General features: G+C 65.8%; 28 protein-coding genes. 11 read left to right on the top strand and 17 right to left on the bottom strand.

What is annotated here, in order from left to right; genetic code table 11:
• Positions 1-26 precede the first annotated feature (26 nt).
• Positions 27-977 carry an oxygenase MpaB family protein gene (locus MYCSP_RS06130; RefSeq protein WP_083013815.1) on the bottom strand — a complete coding sequence of 317 codons (951 nt, stop codon included), beginning with the start codon at positions 975-977 and terminating at the stop codon, positions 27-29.
• Between the two features lie 327 nt (positions 978-1,304).
• Here MYCSP_RS06130 and MYCSP_RS06125 point away from each other — a divergent pair, with 327 nt between their 5' ends.
• Both MYCSP_RS06125 and MYCSP_RS06120 read left to right on the top strand, forming a co-directional pair.
• Positions 1,305-2,588: a lytic transglycosylase domain-containing protein gene (locus MYCSP_RS06125; protein WP_070913347.1), complete on the top strand. Its 1,284-nt coding sequence runs from the start codon at positions 1,305-1,307 to the stop codon at positions 2,586-2,588.
• Between the two features lie 23 nt (positions 2,589-2,611).
• Complete coding sequence (locus MYCSP_RS06120) at positions 2,612-3,748, top strand: Mrp/NBP35 family ATP-binding protein (protein WP_088413399.1); 1,137 nt, start codon at positions 2,612-2,614, stop codon at positions 3,746-3,748.
• A 28-nt stretch (positions 3,749-3,776) separates the two neighbouring features.
• Here the strand turns inward: MYCSP_RS06120 and tatB are convergent, their stop codons facing one another.
• The 4 genes from tatB to sigE all read right to left on the bottom strand — a co-directional run bounded on the left by tatB (position 3,777) and on the right by sigE (position 6,999).
• Entirely contained in the window at positions 3,777-4,187 is a 411-nt protein-coding gene (gene tatB, locus MYCSP_RS06115; protein WP_070913346.1) for a Sec-independent protein translocase protein TatB, read from the bottom strand.
• The gene (htrA, locus tag MYCSP_RS06110) at positions 4,187-5,665 is read right to left on the bottom strand and encodes a serine protease HtrA (RefSeq protein WP_070913345.1); all 1,479 of its coding nucleotides are present in this window, start codon (positions 5,663-5,665) and stop codon (positions 4,187-4,189) included. The genes tatB and htrA overlap by 1 nt, the downstream gene beginning before the upstream one ends.
• Positions 5,666-5,674: 9 nt before the next feature.
• Positions 5,675-6,118, bottom strand: coding sequence for an anti-sigma E factor RseA (gene rseA, locus MYCSP_RS06105; RefSeq protein WP_083336295.1), 444 nt, complete (start codon positions 6,116-6,118; stop codon positions 5,675-5,677).
• 110 nt (positions 6,119-6,228) lie between these two features.
• Positions 6,229-6,999 carry an RNA polymerase sigma factor SigE gene (gene sigE / locus MYCSP_RS06100; RefSeq protein WP_083013816.1) on the bottom strand — a complete coding sequence of 257 codons (771 nt, stop codon included), beginning with the start codon at positions 6,997-6,999 and terminating at the stop codon, positions 6,229-6,231.
• Positions 7,000-7,208: 209 nt separating this feature from the next.
• On the opposite strand from sigE, the gene MYCSP_RS06095 reads away from it, so the two are divergent.
• The 5 genes from MYCSP_RS06095 to MYCSP_RS06075 all read left to right on the top strand — a co-directional run bounded on the left by MYCSP_RS06095 (position 7,209) and on the right by MYCSP_RS06075 (position 11,795).
• Entirely contained in the window at positions 7,209-7,820 is a 612-nt protein-coding gene (locus tag MYCSP_RS06095) for an O-methyltransferase (RefSeq protein ID WP_234795600.1), read from the top strand.
• 122 nt (positions 7,821-7,942) lie between these two features.
• Complete coding sequence (locus MYCSP_RS06090) at positions 7,943-8,587, top strand: TetR/AcrR family transcriptional regulator (protein WP_070913342.1); 645 nt, start codon at positions 7,943-7,945, stop codon at positions 8,585-8,587.
• Positions 8,584-9,489 (top strand): ABC transporter ATP-binding protein, encoded by a 906-nt coding sequence (locus MYCSP_RS06085; RefSeq protein WP_083013818.1) that lies wholly within the window; start codon positions 8,584-8,586, stop codon positions 9,487-9,489. The genes MYCSP_RS06090 and MYCSP_RS06085 overlap by 4 nt, the downstream gene beginning before the upstream one ends.
• Positions 9,486-11,108, top strand: a complete 1,623-nt coding sequence (locus MYCSP_RS06080) for an ABC transporter permease (RefSeq protein ID WP_088413398.1) — start codon at positions 9,486-9,488, stop codon at positions 11,106-11,108. The genes MYCSP_RS06085 and MYCSP_RS06080 overlap by 4 nt, the downstream gene beginning before the upstream one ends.
• A 12-nt stretch (positions 11,109-11,120) precedes the next feature.
• Positions 11,121-11,795, top strand: a complete 675-nt coding sequence (locus MYCSP_RS06075) for a methyltransferase family protein (protein ID WP_070913339.1) — start codon at positions 11,121-11,123, stop codon at positions 11,793-11,795.
• Between the two features lie 4 nt (positions 11,796-11,799).
• Here the strand turns inward: MYCSP_RS06075 and glgC are convergent, their stop codons facing one another.
• On the bottom strand, positions 11,800-13,014 hold the full coding sequence (gene glgC, locus MYCSP_RS06070) for a glucose-1-phosphate adenylyltransferase (RefSeq protein WP_083013820.1): 1,215 nt from the start codon (positions 13,012-13,014) through the stop codon (positions 11,800-11,802).
• 207 nt (positions 13,015-13,221) lie between these two features.
• On the opposite strand from glgC, the gene glgA reads away from it, so the two are divergent.
• On the top strand, positions 13,222-14,385 hold the full coding sequence (gene glgA / locus MYCSP_RS06065) for a glycogen synthase (protein ID WP_207547429.1): 1,164 nt from the start codon (positions 13,222-13,224) through the stop codon (positions 14,383-14,385).
• A 19-nt stretch (positions 14,386-14,404) separates the two neighbouring features.
• On the opposite strand, the gene MYCSP_RS06060 is transcribed toward glgA, so the two are convergent.
• The 3 genes from MYCSP_RS06060 to MYCSP_RS06050 all read right to left on the bottom strand — a co-directional run bounded on the left by MYCSP_RS06060 (position 14,405) and on the right by MYCSP_RS06050 (position 15,618).
• A complete protein-coding gene (locus MYCSP_RS06060; protein ID WP_005059648.1) occupies positions 14,405-14,572 on the bottom strand; it encodes a DUF3117 domain-containing protein in 168 nt (55 codons plus the stop codon).
• 121 nt (positions 14,573-14,693) lie between these two features.
• Positions 14,694-15,284 (bottom strand): DNA-3-methyladenine glycosylase I, encoded by a 591-nt coding sequence (locus MYCSP_RS06055; protein WP_070913337.1) that lies wholly within the window; start codon positions 15,282-15,284, stop codon positions 14,694-14,696.
• A complete protein-coding gene (locus MYCSP_RS06050) occupies positions 15,274-15,618 on the bottom strand; it encodes a DivIVA domain-containing protein (protein ID WP_162266209.1) in 345 nt (114 codons plus the stop codon). The genes MYCSP_RS06055 and MYCSP_RS06050 overlap by 11 nt, the downstream gene beginning before the upstream one ends.
• A 19-nt stretch (positions 15,619-15,637) precedes the next feature.
• Here MYCSP_RS06050 and MYCSP_RS06045 point away from each other — a divergent pair, with 19 nt between their 5' ends.
• On the top strand, positions 15,638-16,129 hold the full coding sequence (locus MYCSP_RS06045) for a pyridoxamine 5'-phosphate oxidase family protein (protein WP_083013822.1): 492 nt from the start codon (positions 15,638-15,640) through the stop codon (positions 16,127-16,129).
• Between the two features lie 62 nt (positions 16,130-16,191).
• On the opposite strand, the gene MYCSP_RS06040 is transcribed toward MYCSP_RS06045, so the two are convergent.
• Positions 16,192-17,115, bottom strand: a complete 924-nt coding sequence (locus tag MYCSP_RS06040) for a glucosyl-3-phosphoglycerate synthase (RefSeq protein ID WP_083013823.1) — start codon at positions 17,113-17,115, stop codon at positions 16,192-16,194.
• Complete coding sequence (folP, locus tag MYCSP_RS06035; RefSeq protein WP_083336294.1) at positions 17,112-17,987, bottom strand: dihydropteroate synthase; 876 nt, start codon at positions 17,985-17,987, stop codon at positions 17,112-17,114. The genes MYCSP_RS06040 and folP overlap by 4 nt, the downstream gene beginning before the upstream one ends.
• 132 nt (positions 17,988-18,119) lie before the next feature.
• Between folP and MYCSP_RS06030 the strand changes: the two genes are divergently transcribed.
• Entirely contained in the window at positions 18,120-19,097 is a 978-nt protein-coding gene (locus MYCSP_RS06030; protein WP_083013824.1) for an NAD-dependent epimerase/dehydratase family protein, read from the top strand.
• On the opposite strand, the gene MYCSP_RS06025 is transcribed toward MYCSP_RS06030, so the two are convergent.
• From MYCSP_RS06025 to MYCSP_RS06005, 5 genes are all read right to left on the bottom strand, one after another.
• The gene (locus MYCSP_RS06025) at positions 19,094-19,426 is read right to left on the bottom strand and encodes an HNH endonuclease (protein WP_083013825.1); all 333 of its coding nucleotides are present in this window, start codon (positions 19,424-19,426) and stop codon (positions 19,094-19,096) included. The genes MYCSP_RS06030 and MYCSP_RS06025 overlap by 4 nt on opposite strands.
• Positions 19,427-19,451: 25 nt before the next feature.
• Positions 19,452-21,242 carry a long-chain-acyl-CoA synthetase FadD6 gene (fadD6, locus tag MYCSP_RS06020; protein WP_070913331.1) on the bottom strand — a complete coding sequence of 597 codons (1,791 nt, stop codon included), beginning with the start codon at positions 21,240-21,242 and terminating at the stop codon, positions 19,452-19,454.
• A gap of 103 nt (positions 21,243-21,345) precedes the next feature.
• Positions 21,346-21,888, bottom strand: a complete 543-nt coding sequence (locus tag MYCSP_RS06015) for an LOG family protein (RefSeq protein ID WP_083013826.1) — start codon at positions 21,886-21,888, stop codon at positions 21,346-21,348.
• Positions 21,885-22,637 carry an LOG family protein gene (locus MYCSP_RS06010; protein WP_070913329.1) on the bottom strand — a complete coding sequence of 251 codons (753 nt, stop codon included), beginning with the start codon at positions 22,635-22,637 and terminating at the stop codon, positions 21,885-21,887. The genes MYCSP_RS06015 and MYCSP_RS06010 overlap by 4 nt, the downstream gene beginning before the upstream one ends.
• Before the next feature lie 27 nt (positions 22,638-22,664).
• Positions 22,665-23,603: a TIGR03564 family F420-dependent LLM class oxidoreductase gene (locus MYCSP_RS06005; RefSeq protein WP_083013827.1), complete on the bottom strand. Its 939-nt coding sequence runs from the start codon at positions 23,601-23,603 to the stop codon at positions 22,665-22,667.
• Between the two features lie 97 nt (positions 23,604-23,700).
• Here MYCSP_RS06005 and MYCSP_RS06000 point away from each other — a divergent pair, with 97 nt between their 5' ends.
• Positions 23,701-24,441 (top strand): AraC family transcriptional regulator, encoded by a 741-nt coding sequence (locus MYCSP_RS06000; protein ID WP_083013828.1) that lies wholly within the window; start codon positions 23,701-23,703, stop codon positions 24,439-24,441.
• Here the strand turns inward: MYCSP_RS06000 and dapE are convergent.
• On the bottom strand, positions 24,431-25,495 hold the full coding sequence (gene dapE / locus MYCSP_RS05995; RefSeq protein ID WP_083013829.1) for a succinyl-diaminopimelate desuccinylase: 1,065 nt from the start codon (positions 25,493-25,495) through the stop codon (positions 24,431-24,433). The two genes, MYCSP_RS06000 and dapE, sit on opposite strands and share 11 nt — an antisense overlap.
• Positions 25,496-25,505 lie beyond the last annotated feature (10 nt).

The raw sequence follows: 25,505 nt of genomic DNA, 5'->3' as shown, positions 1-25,505 counted from the left end.
ACAGCTAGCCAGCGTAAAGCGCCGCTCTACGCGGTGGCGCGCCTCCCGTATCTCTCCTTGGCCTCCACCGGTGTGAGCGTGATCGGACGCAGGGGTGTCTTGGCCTTGTAGAAGTCACGCAGCGCGGTGTGGGTCATCGGAAGACTCTGCCGCAGAATCGATGTCTCCACCTTCGGCACACTGGCGATGCGCATCCCCGCGGACACCAGCGGGCGGTAGGCGGCGTCGACGATCCCCGGCTGGTCGAACTGACCCAGCTCCCGCATCCAGCGCGGCAGGGTCGCGATGGTCGCCGGCGCCAGCAGTCGGCTGATCGCCCAGAACTGCAGATTGCTGTTGCCCGACCGTGGGGTGCGCAGCAGATAGTGCATGGCCTGCTGCGCGCGTTCCGAGGTGCACAGCTTGGGACGCATCTGAGTGAAGTACTCCCGCACCTCGTCGCGCGAGCGCGGGACGTCGGCCGGGTTGACGGTCTGCAGTTCGGCGGCGATCACACACTCCGACCAGTACCGGTCTTCCTCCGCCGGGCTCAGCGGCCCGGGGCCGAACACCTCGTAGCACTTGAGCACCGAATGCCAACCGGTGACGTGGATCCACAGCTGCGAGGCCGGGTCATTGGCGCTGTACCGCGTTCCGGTGACCGGGTCGACGCCCTTGGACCGCGCGTGCACCTTTTGCAGATGCTCAGAGGCCTCGACGGCGGTCCGCGAATCGGCGGTCGCCACGATCAGGAAGTAGGCGAGAGTCCCGTCCATCCGTCCGCGCGGATCCCGATAGATGCCGGCCGCATCGGCCACCGCGGCGGCCAGATGAGGCTCGAAGTGCTCCAGTACCACCGAGCGCTGGAACCCGATCAGCGCGGTGGGGCTGGTCCACACCTTCCACGTCGGCGAACCGGGGCCGAAAAAGCCGTGGTCCTCGCGAGGGCGATCCGAACCAAGTTCCCAGTGGACGGCGACGTCCGGTGATGCGGTCATGCTGTAACGCTATCAATTGATTATGTTTACGTCTAGATACTGACTGTAAGTCAGATCACGAGGGCTTCGCGCGGCTCGAGATAGCCACCCGCCCATTTTTCGCCGCGCACCCGGACGAACGCGGCGTGCTCACGCCGGATTCGTCGGTGGCCCGAAGCTGACTGGGGTTTGCCCATTTTGCAACCGGACCGACATCTCGCCGGTATGGTTGCTCCGGTTCACATCGGTCACATCCGTCACGACTACATAGGTCAGAATGGGTGCCGACAGATGGGACCCAGGAGTACGGCCGGGGCCCGAGAAACGGGGCCCAAAGAGAGGGACCGAGTGGAGCTTCCGGGTTGGGTTGCGACGTCGGTGAACCATGCCCGCGGCGCGGCGCGGCGCGTCAAAGCCACCTCGGTGCCCTGGATACGGGTTGGTGGGCTCAGCGCCCTGGTGATCGTTGGCTCCGCGGTGGCGGCAAGCAGTGCCGAGGTCAGTGGTCAGGCGGTGGTGCCCGTTCCGATTCCGATGGCGGCCGCCGCCTCTGCACAGGCCGAAACGGGTCAGCTGAACCTGGTCACCGTGGTGCGTCCGCCGACCCAATACCGCGTCGCGCCGAGCGCCGCGATCGCTCCTCCGCCGCCGGGAATCGTGATGGCTCCCGGGGGACTTGGCATTCCGAAGATCGCGCTCGACGCCTATCAGAACGCCGAGCGCATGATGGCCAAGGCCGCACCGGGCTGCGGTGTGAGCTGGAATCTGCTGGCGGGCATCGGGCGGATCGAATCGGGCCACGCCAACAACGGTGCGACCGATGTGAAGGGCCGCGTGGTTCGCCCCATCTACGGCCCGAGCCTGGACGGCTCCCTGCCGGGTAACGAGGTCATCGTCGACCATGAGCAGAGCCTGTCTCAGGGTTCGCGGGTGTACGTCCGGGCCATGGGACCCATGCAGTTCCTGCCGAGCACCTGGAACCACTACGCCTCCGATGGCGACGGCGACGGCAAGGCCGACCCACAGAACGTTTTCGATGCCAGCCTGGCCGCCGCCCGCTATTTGTGCAGCGGTGGATTGAATTTGCGGGATCGCGCGCAAACGATGTCGGCCATCCTGCGCTACAACAACTCGGTGGCCTACGCGCAGAACGTGCTCGCCTGGGCCGCCGGCTACGCCACCGGCGTGATTCCCCTCAATCTGCCGCCGCTGACCGCCGCCGATGTGGCCCCCGAACGCAAGGCCCACCTGGGCGGGGGCGAGTCCCGCGGGCTGGGCCCGGGTTCGGTCACCGACGTCGCCAGCCTGTCACCTAATGACCCGCTGGCCCAGCTGCCGATCGTCACCCCCCTGACGCCCGACCGGGTCGGGGTCGTGGGCCCTCCCGGAGCAATACAACCGGCACCCGAGGCTCCGCAGGCACCGTGCATGTTCTTCTGTGCACCGCCGCCTCCCCCCGCCGCCGAGCCGTTCAACCCGTTCGCGCCACCGCCGCCCCCGGCCGAACCGTTCAATCCGTTCGCACCGAATCCGACACCGCAGCCGTTCAACCCGTTTGCCCCGCCCCCGCCCCCGGTGGAGTTGGGACCGGCCCCTGGACCTGCGCCTGCACCGGCAGCGCCAAAGCCCTAAACGGCACGTCCTAGACTCGGGTAGTGACATCCGAGCTCACCACGGCCGTGCGCAGCGCACTCGCCGGGGTAATCGACCCCGAACTTCGCCGTCCCATCACCGAATTGGGGATGGTCAAGGACATCACGTTCGACGACGCCCACAACGTCGAGATCGGGATCTACCTCACCACCTCCGGGTGTCCGAAGAAGGCTGAGATCGCCGAGCGGGTAACGCAGGCCGCCGCCGATGTCGACGGCGTGGGCACCGTGCGGGTGCAGCTCGACGTCATGAACGACGAGCAGCGCACCGAGCTGCGCAAGCAGTTGCGCGGCGACAGCCCCGAACCGGTCATCCCCTTCGCCCAGCCCGGCTCACTCACTCGTGTGTACGCAGTCGCATCGGGTAAGGGCGGCGTCGGAAAATCAAGCGTCACAGTCAACCTCGCGGCCGCGATGGCGGCGAAGGGACTCTCGGTCGGGCTGCTGGACGCCGATATCTACGGCCATTCGGTACCACGCATGATGGGTACCTCGGATCGCCCCACCCAGGTGGAGCGGATGATCCTGCCCCCGGTGGCCCATGACGTGAAGGTCATCTCGATCGCCCAGTTCACCCAGGGCAACACCCCGGTGGTGTGGCGCGGGCCGATGCTGCACCGTGCCCTGCAGCAGTTCCTGGCCGACGTGTTCTGGGGCGATTTGGACGTGCTGCTGCTGGACCTGCCGCCCGGCACCGGTGACGTCGCGATCTCGGTGGCCCAGCTCATCCCGGGTGCCGAGATTCTGGTGGTCACCACACCGCAGCAGGCCGCGGCCGAGGTCGCCGAGCGTGCGGGGGCGATCGCAACCCAAACCCGTCAGCGCATCGTCGGCGTGGTCGAGAACATGTCCTGGCTGGTGCTGCCCGACGGCACCCGCATGGAGGTGTTCGGGTCCGGCGGTGGCGACACCGTCGCCGAAAGCCTGACCCGAGTGGTGGGCACCAAAGTGCCGCTGCTGGGCCAGATCCCGCTCGATCCCGCGGTGCGCGAGGGCGGCGACGACGGTTTGCCGATCGTGCTCAGCCAGCCGGATTCGGCTGCAGGCCAGACCCTTCGCGCGGTCGCAGACAAGCTCTCCACGCGCAGCCGCGGGCTCGCGGGCATGTCGCTGAACATCGATACCGCCCGCCGGAACTAGCCCCACCTACCCGGGGGCAACGGGAGCGTCAGGTCGCGTCGGCGTCGTAACGCGTCGGACCGGGCTCCGCCGGCTTGGTGAGCTCAGGATTGGCGACCGGCGAAGTCACCGGCTCGGTGACCGCCTTCTTCACGTCGTCCAGCGGCCTGGTCAATGAATCGAGCACCGAATCATCGCCGTCCAGAAGATGTTTGGTGATGACGGCGCGAGGAGTCATACCGCGCAGCTTCTGCAGCTCGGCAAGCGGCTTGCGCACATCGTCGAATTCCGGCCCCAGCTCTTCCCGCAGGGAGGCCGTCGCGCCGCTGGCGTAATCGCGGACCTTGCGCAGGGACTCGGTGGTCCACCGAATCGCCCCGGGAAGCCGCTCCGGCCCCAAGACCACCAGCCCCACCACCAACAGGACTAACAGCTCGCCCCAGCCGACACTGCCGAACATCAGGAGCCGTCTGGACCGGGAGTAACTTTGAGCTCGACGGGACGACCCTGACGCAGCACCGTGATGGTGGCTTCCTGCCCGATCTTCAACTGCCGCACCGCGACCACGAACTCGTCGGCATCGGCCACCGTCCGGTTGCCTACCTTCACGACGACATCGTTCTCCAGCATGCCACCCTTTTCGGCGGGGCTGCCGGCCTTGACGTTGGCCACCTCGGCACCGGTGGCGGTCGCATTGCTGACCGTGCGGCTGCTGATGCCCAGCGTCGCGTGCACAATCTTGCCGTCGCGGATCAACGTCTGCGCGACCTCGGCAGCCTCGTTGATCGGAATGGCGAACCCCAGGCCACTGGAACTGTCGCTCAACGACTTTCCAGCGGTATTGATCCCGATCACCTGAGACTTCATGTCGATCAGCGGACCACCGGAGTTGCCGTGGTTGATGGCGGCGTCCGTCTGCAGTGCGTCGATCACGGTGTCGGTGTCACTGCCCTCACCGGAGAGAGGCACCGGGCGATGCAGCGCGCTGATGATGCCGCTGGTCACCGTGCTGCGCAGACCCAGCGGAGAACCGAAGGCGATGACCTCGGCGCCCACCGCGACCTTGTCGGAGTCACCGAGACGCGCCACCGTCAGGTTGTCGACGTTGTCCACCTTCAACACCGCGATATCCGTCTTCGGGTCGCGCCCCACGAGATTGGCGGGCACCTTCTTGCTGTCGTTGAAGATGACTTCGATCTTGAACTTTCCGGGGTTCTTCGCGGCGTCGGAGATCACGTGATTGTTGGTGATGACGTAGCCCTTGGGGTCGATGACGACGCCCGAGCCCTGTGCCACCTCGTCATCGGAGCTGGCCTCGATGGTCACCACCGCACTCTTGACCGCGTTGGCGACAGCGGTGAAGCGGGACTCGTCGGGTTGGGTGCTGTCATCGGTGGTCAAGGTGACCTTCGAGGTGGTGAAAGCCTGCACCACCTCGGCCGTCTTGCGGCCGATGATGCCACCGACCAAGCCGATCAGCAGGGCGACGGCGGCAAGGATGGCCAGCGCCGGGATGGACACCCGGCCGCCGAACAGAACGTCGCGAACGCCCAACTTCGGCGCCGGGGCACCGGATACGGCGAGTGGGGCCTTGGTGACCGCGGGCCTGCCCAGCTCAACCTGCGCCGTGGGGTCGCGCCACGGATCTTCGGCGGCGTCGGACCCCTCGTCGACGGCATTGAGCTTGCCTGCGTCAGCGGGGTGGCGCTGCAAGGACGTGGTGGTGTTGTCGGGCCGTCCGAAGGCCTGGGCCAGCACCGGGTCGGGAGGACCGACCCGCGGTGTGTACTCCCCCTGATCTCGGTACTTGTCTGCCCCCTGGAACGAACCGGATACCCCCGAAGGACGGCCGAAAGCCCGTTGCGAAGCCGGATCGACGGGCGGCCGGTCAACCGGGCGCGGCGCCAACCGGGGGGCGGTGTCCTGATTTGCGGTCACCGGCCCACCCTACCGGCGCTTACGACGTACTCGGCTATCTGGCCGCACCGCGTCATTTCCTAGTGCGGGCGGCAAGTCGCCATCGTGTGCTGACGGTTGCGGCGGTGCGGCCTCATGCGGAATGTGCGGAATCTGGCTGAGCAACCCGAGCAACGAGCCCGGCACCCGGATAGCCCCGGAATCGCGCAGTGCACTGCGTGCTTGGCGCTGAGCGTCGATCTCCAGTGCGCATTCGGCGCACATCGACAGGTGGTGTGCCGCACGCAGGTGCGCGCTCATCCGTAGTTCGCCATCCACGAACGCCGCTATCGCCTCGGTGGACAGATGCTCGGTCGATCCGAACTGGCGCGGAGCGCCCACCGGCGCCTCACTCTGCGAGGCGAACGGGGAGGGCAGCCGCGAGAACGACGAGAAACTCGAGAACGCCCGCCGGAACGAGCCGCTATCCACCACGGCGACGCTCCCTTCGATCCGGAACGGCCGGCGGACACGTGCCGACCTAACTCGAAGATAGCGCGCGAATGTACTCATTGCGTACCAACCTGCACCAATGGTGTCGCGCGCTACTCGGCGGCCGCGAGTGCGGACGTCGAGGAGTGTGCGGCCAGGTACTCACGGATGGCCTGCCGGCCACGGTGAATACGGCTACGCACGGTGCCGAGCTTCACATCGAGAGTGGCACCGATTTCCTCGTAGGACAGACCTTCGATGTCGCACAGCACCACGGCGGCACGGAACTCCGGTGCCAGCGAGTCCAGCGCGGCCTGCAGGTCGGCGCCCAGCTGAGCATCGTGGTAGATCTGCTCCGGATCAGGGTCGGTCGCAGGCACGCGGTCGTAATCCTCGGGCAGGGCCTCCATGCGGATGCGTCCGCGGCGACGGACCATGTCCAGGAACAGATTGGTGGTGATGCGGTGCAGCCAACCCTCGAAGGTGCCGGGCTGGTAGTTCTGCAGCGACCGGAACACCCTGATGAAGGTTTCCTGAGTCAGGTCCTCGGCGTCCTGCTGGTTGCCGGAAAGGCGGTAAGCCAGGCGGTACACGCGGTCGGCATGCTCACGAACCAATTCGTCCCAGGACGGCATGGCCGCCTGGTCTCCGGTGGCGTCGAATACTGCGGTCCCGGATAGCTCGTCAGGGTTGACGGCCTCGACGAAGTCTGTGTACTCGGGCTCGCTGATACGCGTAAGCGAAATCGCGTGTTCCTCCTGTTCGGTTGTGGCGGCCTCACCCCCGATGGGGAGACTGTCAGCCTGGTCAACCCAGATGCCATCGGTGTTATTCCCGGAAAGACGCGGGGCACTCAGGCTCTGGTTCAGGATGGATCGCGACATGCATTGACCCTCTACCACCGAGGTGTGGGTCTCTTATGAGCTAACTTAACTCTTCCTGAGAATGCGGTCTCGATCCGGTCTCACCGGGGATATCCGCACAAGAAACCCGCTCGATCGTCTCGGAGTTCGGCGTGTCGCAGGACAGATTCACTCCCGCTCGACAGGATCGAACCGTGACCAGCAGCGCAGATCGATCCCGCGTCGAGGCGATGGTGAGCCATGCCGAGGGCGCCATCTCCGAAGACGACATAGTCGCCGCCGCGCGGGAACGTGCCGTTGACCTGGGTGCTGGCCCGGTGACGCCCGCGGTGGGCGCTCTCCTGAGTGTCTTCGCACGTCTATCCGGCGGTAAGGCCGTCGTCGAAGTGGGTACGGGTGCGGGGGTCAGCGGTTTGTGGCTGCTCTCAGGTATGCGCGAGGACGGCGTACTGACCACCATCGACCTGGAACCCGAGCACCAGCGCAGCGCCAAGCAGGCCTTCTCGGAGGCTGCCATCGCGCCGTCGCGCACCCGGCTGATCGGTGGCCGGGCCCAAGAAGTCCTGCCCCGACTGGCCGACGAGTCCTACGACCTGCTCGTCATCGATGCCGCACCGGCAGATCAACCCGACTTCCTGGCCGGGGGCATTCGGCTGCTGCGGCCGGGCGGCGCCGTGGTGATCCACGGGGTGTCGGCCGGTGGGCGCGCAGGTGATCCGAGTGCCAACGATCCCGATGTGGTCGGCGCGCGCGAAGCGGCACGCATCATCGCCGACGACGGCCGGTTCACCGCGGTGCTGATCCCACTGGGCGATGGCTTGCTGGCGGCCACCCGCGACTAGATAGTCCACTCTCCCACCGGGTGTGAGCACGCTGCTGCTCACACCCGGTGTTTTGTGCTCGCTCTCGCGCTCAGGTGGTAGATGCTTGACTTTCTACTGAACGCATGTTTAGTGTCCTAAACATGCGTTCAGTCGATGACCTCACCGCCGTCGCCCGGATCCGAGAGGCCGCCATCAAGCTGTGGGGCGAGCAGGGATTCGGCGCCAGCGTCCGCGCCATCGCCGATGCGGCAGGAGTCAGCCCCGCGCTGGTCATTCACCACTACGGATCCAAGGACGGGCTTCGGCAGTCCGTGGACGACTACCTGCTGGAGTACATCCGCTCGGAGAAGTCCCGCACCATCACCTCAAATGACCCCAAGGTCTGGCTCGACGCCATCGACGAGATCGAGACCTTCGCACCGATGGTCAGGTACCTGCTACACAGCGTGCAGTCGGGCGGAGAACCCGGCCGCGCATTTCTGCAGCGCTCCATCGACGATGCCGAAAAGTATCTGGACGACGGTGTGAACGCGGGCACCATCAAACCCAGCCGCGATCCCAAGGGGCGGGCCTTGTGGGTATCACTGACCGGCGTCGGCGCACTGACCGTCTACGTACAGATGTTTCCGAACGACGACCTGCGCACCATCTTGCGCCGGTACTCCGAGGAGCTGATGTTCCCGGCCATCGAGATCTACACAGAGGGCCTGATGACCGACTCCACCATGCTCGATGCCTTTGCCGCACAACAGGATAGCTCTCACAACGGAGGAGATTCGAAGTGACTTACCCCCATCTTGCGGTCGAAATACGGGGACTGACCAAGTCTTTCGGCAAGAACAGGGCACTCGACGGGCTCGACCTATCGGTGGCGCACGGTGAGGTGGCGGGATTCTTGGGACCCAACGGCGCCGGCAAGTCCACCACCATCCGGGTACTACTCGGCCTCCTGCGCGCCGAGGCCGGCACGGTGCAACTCTTCGGGGGCGACCCCTGGGTCAACGCGGTGGAACTGCATCGACTCATCGGCTACGTACCAGGGGATGTCACCTTGTGGCCCAACCTCACCGGCGGGCAGGCCATCGACTTCCTCACCAGAATGCGCGGCGCCGAACATGTTTCCCTGCACAGGCGCAACGAACTCATCGAGCGTTTCGAGCTCGACCCCTCCAAGAAGGCCCGGACCTACTCTAAGGGCAACCGGCAGAAGGTGGCGCTGATCGCCGCGTTCTGCTCCGACGCCGAGCTGTTCATCCTGGACGAGCCGACATCTGGCCTCGACCCGCTGATGGAGACCGTCTTCCAAGAGTGTGTGGCCGAGGTGGCCTCTCGTGGCTGCGCGGTCCTGCTTTCCAGCCACATCCTGGCCGAGGTGGAGAAGCTATGCCATCGGGTGACCATCGTGCGTGCCGGGCGCACGGTGCTCTCCGGCTCCCTGGCAGAACTGCGACACTTCATGCGGACGTCCGTCACGGTGCGCACCCTGGCCAACCCCTCTGGGCTCAAATCCATCCCGCAATTGCACGACGTCGCCATCGGCGGCAACCGAGCCTCATTCACCGTGGATCGCAGCGACCTCGACCGCACCATGGAGCAACTCGCAAGCCTCGGCATCGTCGACCTCACCGTGGCTCCCGCGTCGCTCGAAGAGCTGTTCATGCGCGAGTACCAGGGTGTCCCGCGGTGACTACCGAATTCGCGACCCTGCCCATCCGCCATCCCATTTCGGATGGCAGCCCTCGACAGCCACTGACCGGCATCGGCACGCTGATCGCGTTGGCGTTGCGTCGTGACAGATTCCGGATCTGTATGTGGGTGGGCTGGTTGACGCTCTTGATGACCTATACGCCGCTGGCGTTCACGTCGATCTACCCGACAACGGCCGATCGCATGGCACGGGTCACCATGATGAAGACCCCGGCTGGAATCATCATGGGTGGGCCCAATTTCGGCGTCAACGAGACCGATGTGGGCGTCATGGTCGCCAACGAACTGATGACGGTCATGATCGCCGCCGCGGCCATCATGTCCATCCTGACCGTCATCCGCCACACCCGCGCCGAGGAAGAGTCCGGCAGTGCCGAGCTGGTGATGTCGGCCGTGATCGGCCACCAGGCCCGCACCTATGCGGCGCTCGTCGTGGTCGGACTGATGAATGCCGTCCTCGCCGGTGCGATGACCATCGCCTTGTCCGCGGCGGGATTCGATATTGCCGACAGCCTTGCAATCAGCCTCGGAATCACCGGCGCCTCCATGGTTTTCGCCGGGGTGGCGGCCGTCACGTCGCAATTGTGGCGCACCGCCAGGGCAGCCAGCGGCGTCGCGATGGCGGCGCTCGCAGCAGCGGTCCTGGTTCGAGGAGTGGGCGACATCATCGACAACAAGGGCAGCGCGCTGAGCTGGTTCTCGCCCCTGGCATGGGCCCAGCAGATGCGGCCGTTCGTCGACCTGCGCTGGTGGCCCTTCCTGCTCCTGGTGGGCGCCGCCGTTGCGCTGATGCTGACCGCACACATGCTCGAAGGGCATCGACAATACGACGCCGGGGTACTGCCCTCGCGCGGCGAGAATGCGAACGCACCCGAGATCAAGTCCGTGTTCGGCCTCAACCTGCAGCTGCAGCGCGGACTGCTCACCGGTTGGGGGACCGGAATCTTTCTGGCCGGTATGGCATTCGGATCGATGGCCAAGAGCCTGCGCGATTCGATCGACACCAACCCACTGTTGGCTCGTGCATTCCAGGCCCACGGACTCGATAGCATCTTCGCCACCTTCAATCAGGTGCTCGCCATCGCGGCAACCGCGTATGTGGTCTCGGCGATCGTGAAGCTGGCCAAGGATGAGCAATCGGGTATCACCGAAGCAGTACTGGCGCGCGCGGTCTCACGCTGGAACTGGATACTGTCCGCGGTCGCGGTAACGGTCATGGGCAGCGCACTCCTGATGCTGATCGCCGGTCTGGGCGGCGGGCTCGGTGCTGCCGCGACATTGCACAATCCAGATCTGGTGTGGCGCCTCACCCTCGCGGCACTGGCACAGGTTCCCGCCCTCATGGTGGTCGCGGGCATCGCGGCCGTCGGGGTCGCCCTGCGGCACAGCTGGATTGGCTGGCTCGTGGTGGCATTCTCCGTCAGCATGCTCTACGCCGGAATACTGCAGCTCCCATCCTGGATCGTGACGCTGTCCCCGGTGATGCGTGTCAGTGCACCCGTGGAGTATCCCTGGCTGACCATGTTCGTCCTCATAACGATCGGCGCCGGGCTCACCGCAGCCGCGGGCGAGATCTACCACCGTCGTGATGCGATCTGAGAAAGGAAGATCATGAAAACTGGTGTACAGGCATTTGTTTCGGGCATCGTCGGCCTCGCGGTCTTCGGTGCGGCACTGTTCTGGCCCGCGGGCACATTCGACTACTGGCAGGCCTGGGCTTTCCTGGCGATCTTCGCGATCATCTCCGCGATCTCGTCGATTTACCTGGCCACTTCGAATCCCGCAGTGCTGCAGCGACGTTTACGTGGCGGTCCCATCGCAGAGACTCGCCCGGTGCAGAAGCTGGCGGTCACGGTGCTGCTGAGCTCGTTCCTGGCACTCGTCGTGGTGAGCGCCTTCGATCACCGGTTCGGTTGGTCACACGTACCGACCTGGCTCGTGATCGTCGGCGAGGTGATGGTGATCGTCGGCCTGGGCGCCGCCACGCTGGTGGTTGCCCAGAACAACTATGCGGCGGCCAGCATCACCGTCGAGTCCGGACAGACCGTCACGTCGACCGGGTTGTACGGGCTGGTTCGCCATCCCATGTACACCGGCTCGCTGATGATGATGGTGGGTATGCCATTGGCGCTGGGATCGTATTGGGGCCTGCTAGCGGTCATTCCGGCCGCGGCCTCGCTGGTGGTCCGGATCCTGGACGAGGAGAAGATGCTGCGGCACGACCTGCCAGGCTACGACGAGTACACCGAGAAGGTACGCAGCCGTCTGGTGCCGTTGGTGTGGTGAGCGGCTAAATCCATACGCCCTTGCCGACGGCGACCACGCCGCCCGCGCTGACGTTGAACCGTTCGCGGTCGCGCTCGATGTCGACGCCAACCTGCTCGCCCACACCGACCACCACGTTCTTGTCCAGAATCGCGTGCCGGACAACAGCACCGCGGCCCACCCGCACGCCGGGCATCAGCACGCTGCCCTCCACGACGGCGCCGTCGTCGATGACGACGTTGGAGGACAGCACCGAGTTGCGCACCGAGGCCGCTGACACGATGCTGCCGGCGCCCACCACCGACTCCTGGGCCGAACCACCGTTGACGAACTTGGCGGGAGCCAGGTTCTCCGATTCACCACGGATGGGCCAACGCCGGTTGTACAGGTTGAACACCGGATGCACCGACACCAGATCCATGTGTGCGTCATAGAACGCGTCGAGCGTTCCGACATCGCGCCAGTAGGCGTGATCACGCTCGGTGGCTCCCGGCACCAGGTTGGTGTTGAAGTCGTAGACCGCCGCACGGCCATCGGCCACCAGCCGGGGAATGATGTCGCCGCCCATGTCGTGATCGGAGTGGTCATCTTCGGCATCCGCACGGATGACGTCGATGAGTTCCTTGGTGGTGAAGATGTAGTTCCCCATCGACACGAAGGCCGCATCGGGATCGTCCGGTGTGCCGGGAGGATCCGCGGGCTTCTCGACGAACTCGCGGATGCGTCCGGTGTCGTCGGCGTCGATGCAACCGAACGCGCTTGCTTCGGTCCGCGGCACACGGATTCCCGCCACGGTCACCGCTGCTCCACTTTCTATGTGAAAGTCGAGCATCTGCTCGGGATCCATCCGATACACGTGGTCGGCACCGAACACCACGATGTATTCGGGGTCCTCGTCGAAGATCAGATTCAGGGACTGGTGGATGGCATCGGCGCTGCCCGTATACCAGCGCGGACCGAGCCGCTGCTGCGCGGGAACAGGGGTGATGTACTCCCCCGCCAGGCCCGACAGCCGCCAGTTTTGCGAGATGTGCCGGTCCAGCGAGTGCGACTTGTATTGGGTCAGAACGCAAATGCGCAGGAACCGCGCGTTGACCAGGTTGCTCAGCACGAAGTCGATGAGGCGATACGCGCCGCCGAAGGGCACCGCCGGTTTCGCGCGGTCGGCGGTCAACGGGTAGAGCCGCTTGCCTTCACCGCCGGCAAGCACGATCCCCAGAACGTGTGGCGATGCCCTCATAGCAATCAACCTATCGGCACTCGGCAGAAGCGGCCAGCGCTACACCCCGTGGCGGGCCGGCGATGAGCCGCTAGCGTGAAGAGCCAGAGGCAGCGGCCGTCGGGGCCACCTACTACGGTCGTGGCTATGACCGACGGTCTTCGCGCACGCGGCTCATCCACGACCGAGGGTCTTCGCGTTAGCGGCACATCCAAGACGCGGGTCGCGATGATGACGCGGGAGTATCCACCCGAGGTGTACGGCGGGGCGGGCGTCCACGTCACCGAGTTGGTGGCTCAGCTGCGCGCACTGTGCGACGTCGACGTGCACTGCATGGGTGCACCGCGCGACGGAGCCTTCGTTCACCGGCCCGACCCGGCGCTGGACGGCGCCAATCCCGCGTTGACGACCCTGTCGGCCGACCTCGCGATGGCGGCGGCGGCCGCCGGCTCCACGGTGGTGCATTCACACACCTGGTACACCGGCATGGCCGGACATCTGGCCAAGCTGCTGTACGACGTCCCGCACGTGCTGACCGCGCACTCCCTTGAGCCACGCCGGCCGTGGAAGGCCGAACAGCTGGGCGGCGGATACCGGGTGTCATCGTGGGTGGAGCACACCGCGATACACGCCGCGGACGCCGTCATCGCGGTCAGCAGCGGGATGCGCGAGGACATCATGGAGACCTACCCCGACCTGGATCCCGAGCGGATTCACGTGGTGCGCAATGGAATCGACACCACAACCTGGTATCCGGTGGATCCGGCCGAGGCGATCACCCAACCAGGATCGGTGCTCGCCGAGCTGGGCGTGGATCTGTCTCGTCCGATTGTCGTCTTCGTCGGGCGGATCACGCGGCAGAAGGGGCTCGCGCACCTGGTGGCCGCCGCGCACCGCTTCGCCCCCGAGATTCAGCTGATCCTGTGTGCAGGCGAGCCGGACACCCAAGAGATCGCCGAGCAGATCACCGGTGCCGTGACCGAACTTGCGGCAACCCGGCCGGGAGTGCACTGGGTGCGGGAATTCCTGCCCGCTTCCAAGCTGCGGGAAGTGCTGTCCGCGGCAACGGTTTTTGTGTGTCCGTCGATCTACGAACCGTTGGGCATCGTGAACCTTGAGGCCATGGCCTGCGGTACAGCCGTCGTGGCCTCGCGCGTCGGCGGGATACCTGAGGTGGTTGCCGATGGTGTCACCGGCACGTTGGTGGCTTACGAAAGCAGCGAATCGGCGGCCTTCGAGGCGGGTCTTGCCGACGCGGTCAACGCATTGGTCGCGGACCCCGCGCGGGCCACCGAACTCGGCAACGCCGGAAGAGCGCGGTGTATCGAAGAGTTCTCGTGGGCGCACATCGCGGAAATGACGCTGCAGATCTATCAAAAAGTCTGCGGCTAGCGCCCGGAGGGCTGTGGGCCTAGCTGGTGACGTTCTTGAGTTCGTCGCCGAGCGCGGCAGCCTCATCGGGGGTCAGCTCGACCACCAAGCGACCGCCACCTTCCAGTGGCACGCGCATGACGATTCCGCGTCCCTCTTTCGTAGCCTCGAGAGGACCGTCGCCTGTTCGGGGCTTCATGGCCGCCATCGTGTGCTCCCTCCAAATTCCAGCCAAGGGTGTTCGGCATCTCCGACCATTGTTCCCTATCTGAGCTGCCGTTTCACTGGACCATTGTTCCCTATCGCGAGCATCTGGGGACAGCAGACCCTCAACTGGACTGTACGGCGGGTGCAGTTTCGGTCCGTGGAACCCAGCAGGACCGCACATGATCGTCCACCATCCCGGTGGCCTGCATCAGCGCATATGCCGTGGTAGGGCCGACAAAACGGAACCCACGGCGTTTGAGTTCCTTGGCCATTGCGGTGCTCTCGTCGGTCACCGCCGGCACATCCGAAATGCGCTGTGGCCGGGCGCGGCGTTTCGGCGCGAACGACCACAACAGGTCCGAAAGATCGGTGTCCAGATCCAGCACCACGCGGGCGTTGGAAATCGCCGAATCGATCTTGGCGCGGTTCCGCACGATCTCGGCATCGGCCATCAGCCGGGCCACGTCCTTCTCGCCATACCGGGCGATCTTCTCCGGCGAGAACCCGTCGAATGCGCGCCGAAAGCCCTCGCGCTTACGCAGGATGGTGATCCAGGCCAGGCCGCTCTGGAACGCCTCGAGGCAGAGCCGCTCGAACAAGGCGTCGCGCCCGTACAAGGGGCGTCCCCATTCGTTGTCGTGGTAGTCGGCATACAACGTGGACCCGGCCGGGTCCACGGCCCAGGAGCAGCGCGAGGGCTCCTTACCGGGCATCGGCTTCAACACTGGCTCGCACGCCCTGCGCCTCGTCGAGTTCGGCGCGCAACTCGTCGATCTGACGGGCAAGCCGATCCAACACCCAGTCGACCTCGCTGGCCTTGTACCCGCGGAACACCAGGGAGAACTTGACGGCATCCACATCCGTGCCCGTCACCTTCTCGGCAGGCAGCACGGTGGCAGTGGTGCCCTTGGGCAGCGGGGGCAGCGCCTCCCCACGACCGAACAGCATCGAGCCGAGCACGAACAACACCGCGGCCACCGCGATGAGAACCAGCAGATACGTCAGTGCGAACGTCACGACACCGATCTTGCCAGCGAGGTCCGACATCGCGACCTACCGTGGGGCCATGACCTCCTGGCACGAGTTCACGCGGCAGGCTCCGACCATCGCCGAAGTGTTTCGGCGCCGCCACGCCGCCACGCGCAACCTGTGCTTCCTGTCGACCCTCCGCCGCGGCGGGGCCCCGCGGATCAGCCCGATGGAACCACGCATCTTTCAAGGTCGGCTCATCGTCGGCGGCATGCCCGGTACCGCCAAGCTCGCAGATCTTGCCCGTGATCCCCGTTTCGAGCTGCACACCGCCACCGTCGACACCCACATCGGCGAGGGTGACGCGAAGGTTTGGGGCATCGTGCACGACGAGCAGGACATCGACCTACACGCCGCCTTCGCCGAACATCTCTACGCCACCATCGGATTCGATCTGCGCGGACGACGGTTCGCACCGTTCTATGTCGCGGACATCCAGGGAGCCTCGGCGGTACGTCTCGACGACGACCACATGATCGTCACCGTGTGGTCACCCGCCGCGGGAGAACGTGAGATCCAGAAGACCTGAGCATCCTCGAGTGCATACCGGGTGCGGGCGATCTACCCGATATGTCTGCGTGCGGTATGCACTCAGCGCAGGGTGTTCATCGGCGGACGGTCGTCCAGCGAGACCGTCGAACTGCGCGGGGTAAACCCGTCGCCGTCGGCGAAGAACTGGGTGATACCCACCCCGGAGTCCGGAATCCCGCAGCGCGACAGCATGGTCGCCATCACCTGCCGGCTCATCACCCCGAGCTCGACCAGCGGCCGATTGCGGTGGCTACGTACGCCCAGATTCACCTGGGCGATGGAGTTCAGTCCCAGCTTGTCGTAGGTGTCGATGAGCAGGCCGATCTCCACACCGTATCCGGGCGCGAACGGCACTGAGGACAACAGCTCGCGGGTACCCGCGTACTCGCCGCCCAACGGCTGCACGACACAACTGAGTTCCGGCCGCAGAGCCGCGAGCATCGGCCGGGCCACCAGCTCGGTCACCCGCCCACCGCCGTTGGCGTCCTCGGACCCACTGACCTTGAGCGGGCGCCGGTAGAAACCCTTGACGAGGTGAATGCCCTGACCCAACAGCAGCGGGCCGAGCAGATGCGGCACGAACATCGGGTCGGGGTCGATCAGATCGGAGTCGACGAACGCGATGAGGTCACCGGTGGTCGCGGCCACCGATCGCCACAGCACCTCGCCCTTGCCGGGATTGGGCGGCACCTCGGGCAGCGCCTGTTCACGGCTGACCACCCGCGCTCCCGCGGCCACGGCCCGGATCGCGGTGTCATCGGTGGAGCCCGAGTCCAGCACGATCAGCTCATCCACCAGACCGCCCAACAACGGACTGATGGTGTCGATGACGGCCGCAACGGTTTCCTGCTCGTTGAGCGCGGGCAGTACCACCGAGACGGTGCGGCCCTTCTTCGCGGCGATGAGCTGATCGACCGTCCACTCGGGCCGGTTCCAGCTGTGGGTGTCCAGCCAGCTCGGATCGATGCCAATTGTCGAGGTCATGCCAACCCCCTCACTGTTCGCGCCGGTGGGCGAGTTCCGACGATGGAACCCACCATCTCCAGCGTGCGGCGTGTGGGCCCGACTTCATGGACCCGGAACATGCGGGCACCGGCCGCCGCCGCCAACGCGGTGGCGGCGAGAGTGCCTTCGAGTCGTTCCGTCAGTCCCACACCAAGAGTCTCCCCGATGAAATCCTTGTTGCTCAACGCCATCAACACGGGCCACCCGGTATTAACGAGATCGTTTACATGGCGCAACAAAGCGAGACCGTGGAACGTATTTTTGCCGAAGTCATGCGTCGGATCGATCAGAATCGCGTCTTTGGATACCCCGAGAGCTACCGCACGCTCGGCGGAGGCGGTCACCTCGTCGAGCACAGCCCGCACAACACCGTCGACCTCAGCTCCGTAGTTGACGCGAAACGGCCGGGTACGAGGTATCGCCCCACCGGTGTGCGAGCACACCAGTCCGGCACCATGAGCGGCTGCCACGGCAGGGAGCTCGGGGTCTGCCCCGGCCCAGGTGTCGTTGATCAGGTCGGCCCCCGCCGCGCAGGCCTTCTCTGCCACTTCGGCCCGCCAGGTGTCGACGCTGATCAGCAGGTCGGGGTGCGCATCGCGCACCCACTCGATGAAGGGCACCACGCGCGCGATCTCGGCGTCGGCATCGACGTTCTCCCCCGGGCCTGCCTTGACGCCCCCGATGTCCACCACATCGGCGCCGTCGGCCACCGCTTTGTGCACGGCGGCCTGCGCGGCCTCATCGGTGAAGGTGGCCCCGCGGTCGTAGAAGGAGTCCGGTGTGCGGTTGACGATCGCCATGATGAGGGCACGATCGGTGCGGACGGGTCGCCCGCAGAACGTCTCCAGCACGTTCTCATTGTGCAGGCCGATCCGGCCCTGCTCGCGCCGAGTGTGAGGCCACAGCGAAATCTGGCCCCATTGCGCGCAGCCGCGTCACCCTGGGCGAGCGAAATGACTTGCCAGCCTGGGCAGTATGAGCACATGAGCGAGAACCGATTCCTGGTCACCGGATCCTCAGGCCATCTCGGGGAGGCCCTGGTGCGCACGCTGCGCCGAGGTGGCGCCGACGTGACCGGGATCGACATCGCCGCGGGCCCGGTCACCGATTTCGTCGGTTCGATCACCGACCCTGAGCTGGTGAGCGCCGCCATGGCCGGGGTGACCTCGGTGCTGCACACCGCGACCCTGCACAAACCGCATGTCGGATCGCATGCACGCGCCGACTTCGTAGAGACCAACATCGCGGGCACGCTGACGCTGCTGGAAGCGGCGGTCGCCGCGCAGGTGCGCGGCTTCGTCTACACCAGCACCACCAGCGCGTTCGGCCATGCCCTCATCGGCGCCCAGGAGGCGGCATGGATCACCGAGGACGTAGCACCGGTGCCCAAGAACATCTACGGCGCCACCAAGACCGCCGCCGAGGACATCGCGCAGGTGGTCCATCAAGGCAGCGGCCTGCCGGTCATCGTGCTGCGCACCTCGCGGTTCTTTCCCGAACAGGACGACAACACCCAGGCGCGGGCGGCCTACAGCGACCAGAACCTGAAGGCCAACGAGTACCTCTATCGCCGGGTGGATCTGGCCGACGTCGTCGAGGCACACCTACTGGCGGCCGAACGCGCCCCCGACCTCGGCTGGGCCAAGTACGTGGTCTCGGCGACGACGCCTTTCTCCCGCACCGATATCGCGCAACTACGCACCGATGCACCGGCGGTGGTGGCTCAACACTTCCCCGAACAGCCCAATCTGTACGCGGCGCGCGGATGGTCCATGTTTCCCGCGATCGACCGGGTCTACGTCAACACCAGGGCTCGCACCGAACTGGGCTGGACGCCACGCTACGACTATCGCCATATCCTCGATTGCCTTGCCGCAGAGGAGGATTTTCGCAGTCCGTTGGCCCGCGAGATCGGCGCCAAGGGCTACCACGACGAGCCGACCGGCGTGTACACCACCTAAGCCGGCGCCCGGCTGATCTCCAGGTAGCGACGCAGAAACGCCGTCTCGTCCAGTCGCTTGCGCCGCATCCAGCTGGTCACCTCGGCGTTGCACTTGCTGGAATTGCACGACGGGCACGCCGGCACCACATTGGAGCGGGTGTAGCGCCCGCCGCGCGAGATCGGCTGCACGCAGTCCCGTTGCAGCGCCGCGTCTGTCGCGCCGCAGTAGGCGCAGCCACCCCACGCCTGCACCAGCGCAGACCATTCCTGGTCGGTGAGGTCGTTGTCGGCGAGCTTCACCCGACGTTGACGACGCCGCGACGCACGAACCCGTCGGCTAACTCCCACGCGGGAACACTAACCCGCCGAACCCCTATCCCTTGGGACGCTGGCCGCCGGCGACCTCGCCGGCGTACTCGGGGTAGAACGGGACGTAGCCCTCCGCGCGGCCAGCAAGCACGTACAGCGGATCGGTGATCTCCTCGCCGTAGGCCTCATTGCGCAGTTCCACCTTGCGGCTCTTGAAGGTGGTGGTGTGCTCCAGGCTGTCCACGATCCTGACGAACAGCGGCATCGCGTAGGCGGGTAGGTACTGGTACACGATGTCGCTCAATGCCTTTGGATCGAACTCGGCGCCGTCGTGCAGCTTGATGGCTGCCATACCGGCGCGACCGTCGGTGCCGGGTACCTCGACACCGAAGACCGTGGCCTCCTCGATGGCGTCGGCGTGATCGAGCGCACCTTCCACCTCGGTGGTCGCGACGTTCTCGCCCTTCCACCGGAAGGTGTCGCCGAGCCGATCGCCGAAGGCGGCGTGCCCCCAGCCCAGGTTGCGCATGAGATCGCCTGTGTTGAACCAGGTGTCACCCTTTTTGAAGGCGTCACGCACCAGCTTCTTCTCGGAAGCAGTCGGATCGGTGTACCCGTCGAACGGGGCCAGGTTGGTGACCTTGCTGATCAGCAGGCCGGCTTCTCCGGCGCCGACCTTCGTCAGGTAGCCCTTCGAGTTCCTCAGTGGTTCACCGGTTTCCACGTCGTACTTGACGTACGCGATGGGCATCGGGCAGATGCCGACGGTGCGGTCGATGTTGAGGGCGTTGACGAATGCGGTGTTGGACTCGCTGGCCGAGTAGAACTCGCAGACTCGCTTGATACCGAAGCGGTGGGTGAACTCACCCCACAGCTCGGGCCGCAACCCGTTGCCGATGATCACGCGCACCTTGTGCTGCCGGTCGGTGGGCTTGGCCGGCTGGTTGAGCAGGTAGCGGCACAGCTCACCGATGTAGATGAAAGCGGTTGCGCGGCTGGCGATGACCTCGTCCCAGAATCGCGACACCGAGAACGACTTGCCGATCGCCAGCGTGGCACCGGCATTGATGGTGGTCGACACGGCCAGGGTCAGGGCGTTGTTGTGGTACAGCGGCAGACAGCTGTACAGCACGTCGTTGGGACGCAGCCGCAGCGCCATGTCGCCGACACCGGACATGCCGCGCAGCCACCGGTAGTGCGTCATGACACTGGCTTTGGGCAGTCCCGTGGTGCCCGAGGTGAAGATGTAGAACGCGCGATCCTTGGTCATCACGGCGTCGGTGGCGGCGGGGTTGGTGGTCGGCGCCAGCACCGAGGCGCGGTCCAACTCGTCGCCGGTCAGCAGCGAGATCACGTTGGCACCGGATTCGTTGATGGGGTCGACGAACTCGGCCTCACTGATCAACAGTTTGGAATCGAGCAGCCCGATGCTGTGCGCCAGCACGTGGCCGCGCTGGTTGTAGTTGAGCATTCCGGCGATGGCGCCGAGCTTCACGGTGGCCAGCATCAGCAGCACGGTCTGCGGCGAGTTACGCAACATGATGCCGACGACGTCACCGCGCCCCACGCCATGTGAGGCCAGCGTGGCGGCGTACCGATTGGCGGTGGCGTTGGCCTGCGCATAGGTGATGTCGTTGCCCTCGAAACGCAAGAACACACGGTCGGCGTGCTTGGCGGCCCGCTCGGCGAAGAGCGCGCCGATCGACCAACGCCCCTTCGGGTTGGACTTGATGCCGCTGAGGATGCCGCGCGCCAGGATCGGCAGGTCAAGCGCCATGCCCGGTAGCTGCGCCAGAACCTCGGTCAGGTGCACCCGATCACGGGGATTCGACGGAATGGCGCTGCTTGCGGACATCTGGTTCTCCCTGTACTCGGTCTTCCCGCTAGCGGCTCATCCACGTTCTTACCGCCCAGTAGGCAATTGGCTCACCGCATTGTTGACGAACGGTAAGGCCCCGTCAATCCGTCGGTTTACACGCATCCAAGGCTGCGGCGATCTCGGTGTGCACCAGCAGCCGGTCCCGGGCGGGTGCCGCCACGTAGCCCTTGCCCTGCAGTTCGTCGAGCCAGCGCAGCAGTCCGGTGTAGTGACCATCGGGGTCCAGCAGGACCACAGGCTTCTCGTGTAAGCCCAGGTAACCGGCCGTCCAGGTCTCGAAAACCTCTTCAAGGGTGCCGATCCCACCGGGCAAGGTGATGAACGCGTCCGAGCGGTCCTCCATGATCTGCTTGCGTTCGCGCATGGTGGTGGTGACGACCAGTTCGTCGGCGTCGGTGTCGGCGACTTCGCGATGAACCAGCGTTTTCGGGATGACACCGATGGTGCGTCCACCGGCCGCCCGCGCGGCCTGGGCGACGGCTCCCATGGCCGACACATTGCCGCCCCCGGACACCAGGGTCCATCCGCGCTCGGCGATGGCGGTGCCCAGACGAGTGGCCAGATCCAGCAGCTCAGGATGACGCGGCCCCGATGCGCAATACACACAAACCGACCAACTCATCGGTGGCTCCCGTTCCCGTTGACGGCGGATTTGACGATGATCTGGACGGCTTCTTCGACACTGTCGGTCACCGAGAGGAGCGCGATGTCCTGCTCGCCGACCTTGCCTGCGGGCAACATCGTGCCGCGGATCCAGTCGAGCAGTCCGGACCAGTAGTCGGTGCCCAGCAGAATGATCGGGAACCGCGTGACCTTGCGTGTCTGCACCAGGGTGAGCGCTTCGAAGAGCTCGTCGAGGGTGCCGAATCCGCCGGGCAGACAGACGAAGGCCTGCGCGTATTTGACGAACATCGTCTTGCGGACGAAGAAGTAGCGGAAGTTGATCCCCAGGTCCACCCACTCGTTGAGGCCCTGTTCGAAGGGAAGCTCGATGCCCAGGCCCACCGAATAGCCGCCCGATTCGCTGGCGCCGCGGTTGGCGGCCTCCATGGCACCGGGTCCGCCACCGGTGATGACGGCGTATCCGGCATCCACCAGGGCAGTCCCGAGTGCCTGCCCCAATCGGTATTCGGGTGAATCTTGCTTGGTCCTGGCTGAACCGAAAACCGTTACCGCCTTGGGGGTTTCCGCGAGTGCGTCGAATCCTTCCACGAATTCACCCTGGATACGCAGCACCCGCCACGGGTCGGTGTGCGTCCAGGTGGTGGTGTCTCGGGTGTCCAACAAACGTTGGTCGGCGGTGGTGTTCTCGCAGCGGTCACGGCGCAGTTGAACCGGTCCGTGTAGCTGGGGTTCGGTACTTTCGGGCACGTTGCCAGCCTAGGGGCCGCCGGCAACTCAATTCCCGCGGGACAGCTCGCCCAGTAACGCCAAGGTGCGCGCCTCGTCCTGCGGACCACCCAACTCGGTGTGGCTGGCGAAGACTTCGGTGGCCCCGGCGTCGAAGTACCGCTGCAGTTCGGTGGCCACGTGCTGCTCGTCGCCGATGATGGCCAATTCGCCGGTGTGCTGAACACCCTCGGCATCAAGCACTTTCCGATATGACGGGATGTTCTCGTAGAAGGCCATGTCCTCGATGGCCAGTGCTCGCACCCGTTGCGGATCGGAGGTGACGACGACGGCGACCCCGGCGATGACGCGTGGCTGGGGCCGCCCGGCGCGTTCGGCGGCCTCGTTGATGACCGGCACGATCTGCCGATCGAGCGCCCGCGGTCCGGCGTGCAACGGAATCGTGCCGTCGGCCAGCTCCCCGGTGGCACGCAGCGCCTGCGGCGCCATGGCCGCCACCAGCACCGGGATGTTTTCGCCGCCGGGCTGCGAGGTGGTGAACTCCGGTGCCACGGTCAGGGTTTCACCGTGAAAGTCGGCCGTCCCGGCATCCAGGAGCTGCCGCAGCGTTGTGAGGTATTCGCGCAGGCGACGTATCGGCTTGTCCACCCGCAGGCCGTAGCTCGGACCTTCGATCACCGGTGCTCCGAGCCCCAATCCCAGCTGAAATCTTCCATGGGTGGCGGCCTGTGCCGTCTGGGCGGCCGCCGACACCTCGATGGGATGACGAGGGTTGATGGGAATGACCGAAACCCCCACCGTCACTTCGGGAACCGCGCGGCCGACGATCGCGGCCATGGTGATCGCGTCATAGTGGTACATCTGCCCCAGCCACAGCGTGTCGATCCCGGCATCGGCCACTCGTCGTCCGTGCGCGATGAAGGCGTCGACCAGGTTGGTGTCGCTCTGAACACTGAGAGGTCGGCCGATCGCCACTCCGAGTTTCACGTCTTGGCTAACCGGTCTCGTTCGGCTACCTATTCCCGTTCGGGCCACGGCGGCGCGGGGACACCCCTGTGCGAGTCTTTCGATAAAATGTCCCATTGTGTTGATTAACCGCCATCTCACCGGGGTGATGTCCGTGTCCGGCGGCCAACGCATCGACCGCCATTGGCACGAGGTGCACCAGATTGTGTACCCGGCCTCCGGTGTGATCGCGGTGACGACGGCCGAGGGCACCTGGATCGCACCGCCGAATCGCGCGTTGTGGATACCCGCGGGCGCCGGTCACGAGCATCGCTTCTACGGCCCCACCGAGTTTCACTCGGTGGCCTTCGATCCCGAGACCTACGTCGTGGAGCTGGCGGCTCCCACTGTCATTGCGGTATCGCCGCTGCTGCGTGAACTGATCATCGCGTGTTCGGTACCCGGTGACCTCGCCGAAGACGAAGTCGTACGACTACGTGTGGTTCTCATCGACCAGCTCCGGCACAGTCCGGAGCAGGCGCTCAAGCTGCCCACACCCCACGATGAACGGCTGGCCGAGGCATGCGCCGTGGTGGAAGAAGACCTGACGCAGGTCTGGACGGTGGCCGATTTGGGGCGGCGCGTGGGGGCCAGCGAGCGCACGCTGACCCGGCTGTTCCGCACCGACATGGGCATGACGTATCCGCAGTGGCGCACGCAGATCCGTCTTCACCATGCCTTGCGACTGCTCGCGGAGGGGCGGCCGGTCACCTACGTGGCGCATCAGTGCGGTTGGGCCACTCCCAGCGCGTTCATCGACGTGTACCGGCGCACCCTGGGGCAGACCCCGGGAACGTATGCCGCACCCGTCACGCGCTGAGGTAGCGCCGCAGTACCGCGGCCACGTCGGTGATCTGCCGCACCGGAACGTGTTCACCGCGGGTATGCGCCAAGTTGGGATCGCCAGGCCCGTAGTTGACCGCGGCGATCCCACGTGCCGCGAACCGGGAGACGTCGGTCCAGCCATACTTGGCACGCACCACTCCCCCTGCCGCGCAGATCAATTCGGCGGCGGCGGGGCGATCCAGACCCGGCAGCGCACCAGCGGCGGAATCGGTGAGCTCGATCTCGACATCAAGCCCGTCGAAAACCTCCCGCACATGCGCGAGCGCCTGCTCGGGGCTGCGATCGGGGGCGAACCGGAAGTTGACGGTCACCGCCGCGGCATCGGGAATGACGTTCCCCGCGACACCCCCGTCGATCCGCACGGCGGACAGTCCTTCCCGGTATTCGCAGCCGTCGATGTCGACGATGCGGGCGCGGTAAGAGTCCAGCCGCTGCAGCACCGCGCCGAGCTTGTGAATGGCGTTGTCCCCCAGCCAGGATCGCGCCGAGTGGGCGCGGGTGCCCGTGGCACGGATGACGACGCGCAGGGTGCCCTGGCAACCTGCCTCGATCAGACCGGCGGTGGGCTCACCGAGGATCGCGAGATCGGCGTCGAGCCACTCAGGCAGTTCGCGCTCGATGCGGCCGAGCCCGTTGGCCGAGGATTCGATCTCCTCGCAGTCATAGAACACCAGCGTCAGGTCGACGCGAGGTGTCACGGTAGCGGCCAGGTGCAGGAAGACAGCGTCGCCGGATTTCATGTCGACGGTGCCGCAGCCGTGCAGGATCTCCGCCTCGCGCCGGCTGGGCACGTTGTCGGCGGCAGGCACCGTGTCCAGGTGCCCGGCCAGCATCACCCGGGTTCCGTGGCCATGGTCGGTACGAGCCAGCACCGCGTTGCCGTTGCGAATGACCTCGAATCCGGTGGTCTGTTCGCGCAGGGCAACCTCGACGGCATCCGCGATCTCGGTCTCGTACCGGGACTCGCTGGGGATGTCTACCAGGGCAGCCGTCAGGGCTATCGGGTCACCAGCGAGTTCAAGCGCCACCGACTCAGGC

Origin of the sequence: Mycobacteroides saopaulense, from assembly GCF_001456355.1 — a bacterium.
Taxonomy (GTDB): Bacteria; Actinomycetota; Actinomycetes; order Mycobacteriales; family Mycobacteriaceae; genus Mycobacterium; species Mycobacterium saopaulense.
The sequence above is the reverse complement of the archived record's forward strand: the minus strand, read 5'-3'. Positions and strand labels throughout refer to the sequence as shown.

Excerpts from the sequence above, each read along its gene's own strand:
- glgA (WP_207547429.1), top strand. The coding sequence starts at position 13,222 with ATGATGACGCGGGAGTATCCACCCGAGGTGTACGGCGGGGCGGGCGTC.
- MYCSP_RS06090 (WP_070913342.1), top strand. The coding sequence starts at position 7,943 with ATGCGTTCAGTCGATGACCTCACCGCCGTCGCCCGGATCCGAGAGGCC.
- MYCSP_RS06130 (WP_083013815.1), bottom strand. The coding sequence starts at position 977 with ATGACCGCATCACCGGACGTCGCCGTCCACTGGGAACTTGGTTCGGAT.
- MYCSP_RS06050 (WP_162266209.1), bottom strand. The coding sequence starts at position 15,618 with ATGTCGGACCTCGCTGGCAAGATCGGTGTCGTGACGTTCGCACTGACG.
- fadD6 (WP_070913331.1), bottom strand. The coding sequence starts at position 21,242 with ATGTCCGCAAGCAGCGCCATTCCGTCGAATCCCCGTGATCGGGTGCAC.
- tatB (WP_070913346.1), bottom strand. The coding sequence starts at position 4,187 with ATGTTCGGCAGTGTCGGCTGGGGCGAGCTGTTAGTCCTGTTGGTGGTG.
- MYCSP_RS06055 (WP_070913337.1), bottom strand. The coding sequence starts at position 15,284 with ATGCCCGGTAAGGAGCCCTCGCGCTGCTCCTGGGCCGTGGACCCGGCC.
- MYCSP_RS06045 (WP_083013822.1), top strand. The coding sequence starts at position 15,638 with ATGACCTCCTGGCACGAGTTCACGCGGCAGGCTCCGACCATCGCCGAA.
- MYCSP_RS06030 (WP_083013824.1), top strand. The coding sequence starts at position 18,120 with ATGAGCGAGAACCGATTCCTGGTCACCGGATCCTCAGGCCATCTCGGG.
- MYCSP_RS06095 (WP_234795600.1), top strand. The coding sequence starts at position 7,209 with ATGGTGAGCCATGCCGAGGGCGCCATCTCCGAAGACGACATAGTCGCC.
- MYCSP_RS06015 (WP_083013826.1), bottom strand. The coding sequence starts at position 21,888 with ATGAGTTGGTCGGTTTGTGTGTATTGCGCATCGGGGCCGCGTCATCCT.
- MYCSP_RS06075 (WP_070913339.1), top strand. The coding sequence starts at position 11,121 with ATGAAAACTGGTGTACAGGCATTTGTTTCGGGCATCGTCGGCCTCGCG.
- sigE (WP_083013816.1), bottom strand. The coding sequence starts at position 6,999 with ATGTCGCGATCCATCCTGAACCAGAGCCTGAGTGCCCCGCGTCTTTCC.
- MYCSP_RS06060 (WP_005059648.1), bottom strand. The coding sequence starts at position 14,572 with ATGGCGGCCATGAAGCCCCGAACAGGCGACGGTCCTCTCGAGGCTACG.
- glgC (WP_083013820.1), bottom strand. The coding sequence starts at position 13,014 with ATGAGGGCATCGCCACACGTTCTGGGGATCGTGCTTGCCGGCGGTGAA.
- MYCSP_RS06040 (WP_083013823.1), bottom strand. The coding sequence starts at position 17,115 with ATGACCTCGACAATTGGCATCGATCCGAGCTGGCTGGACACCCACAGC.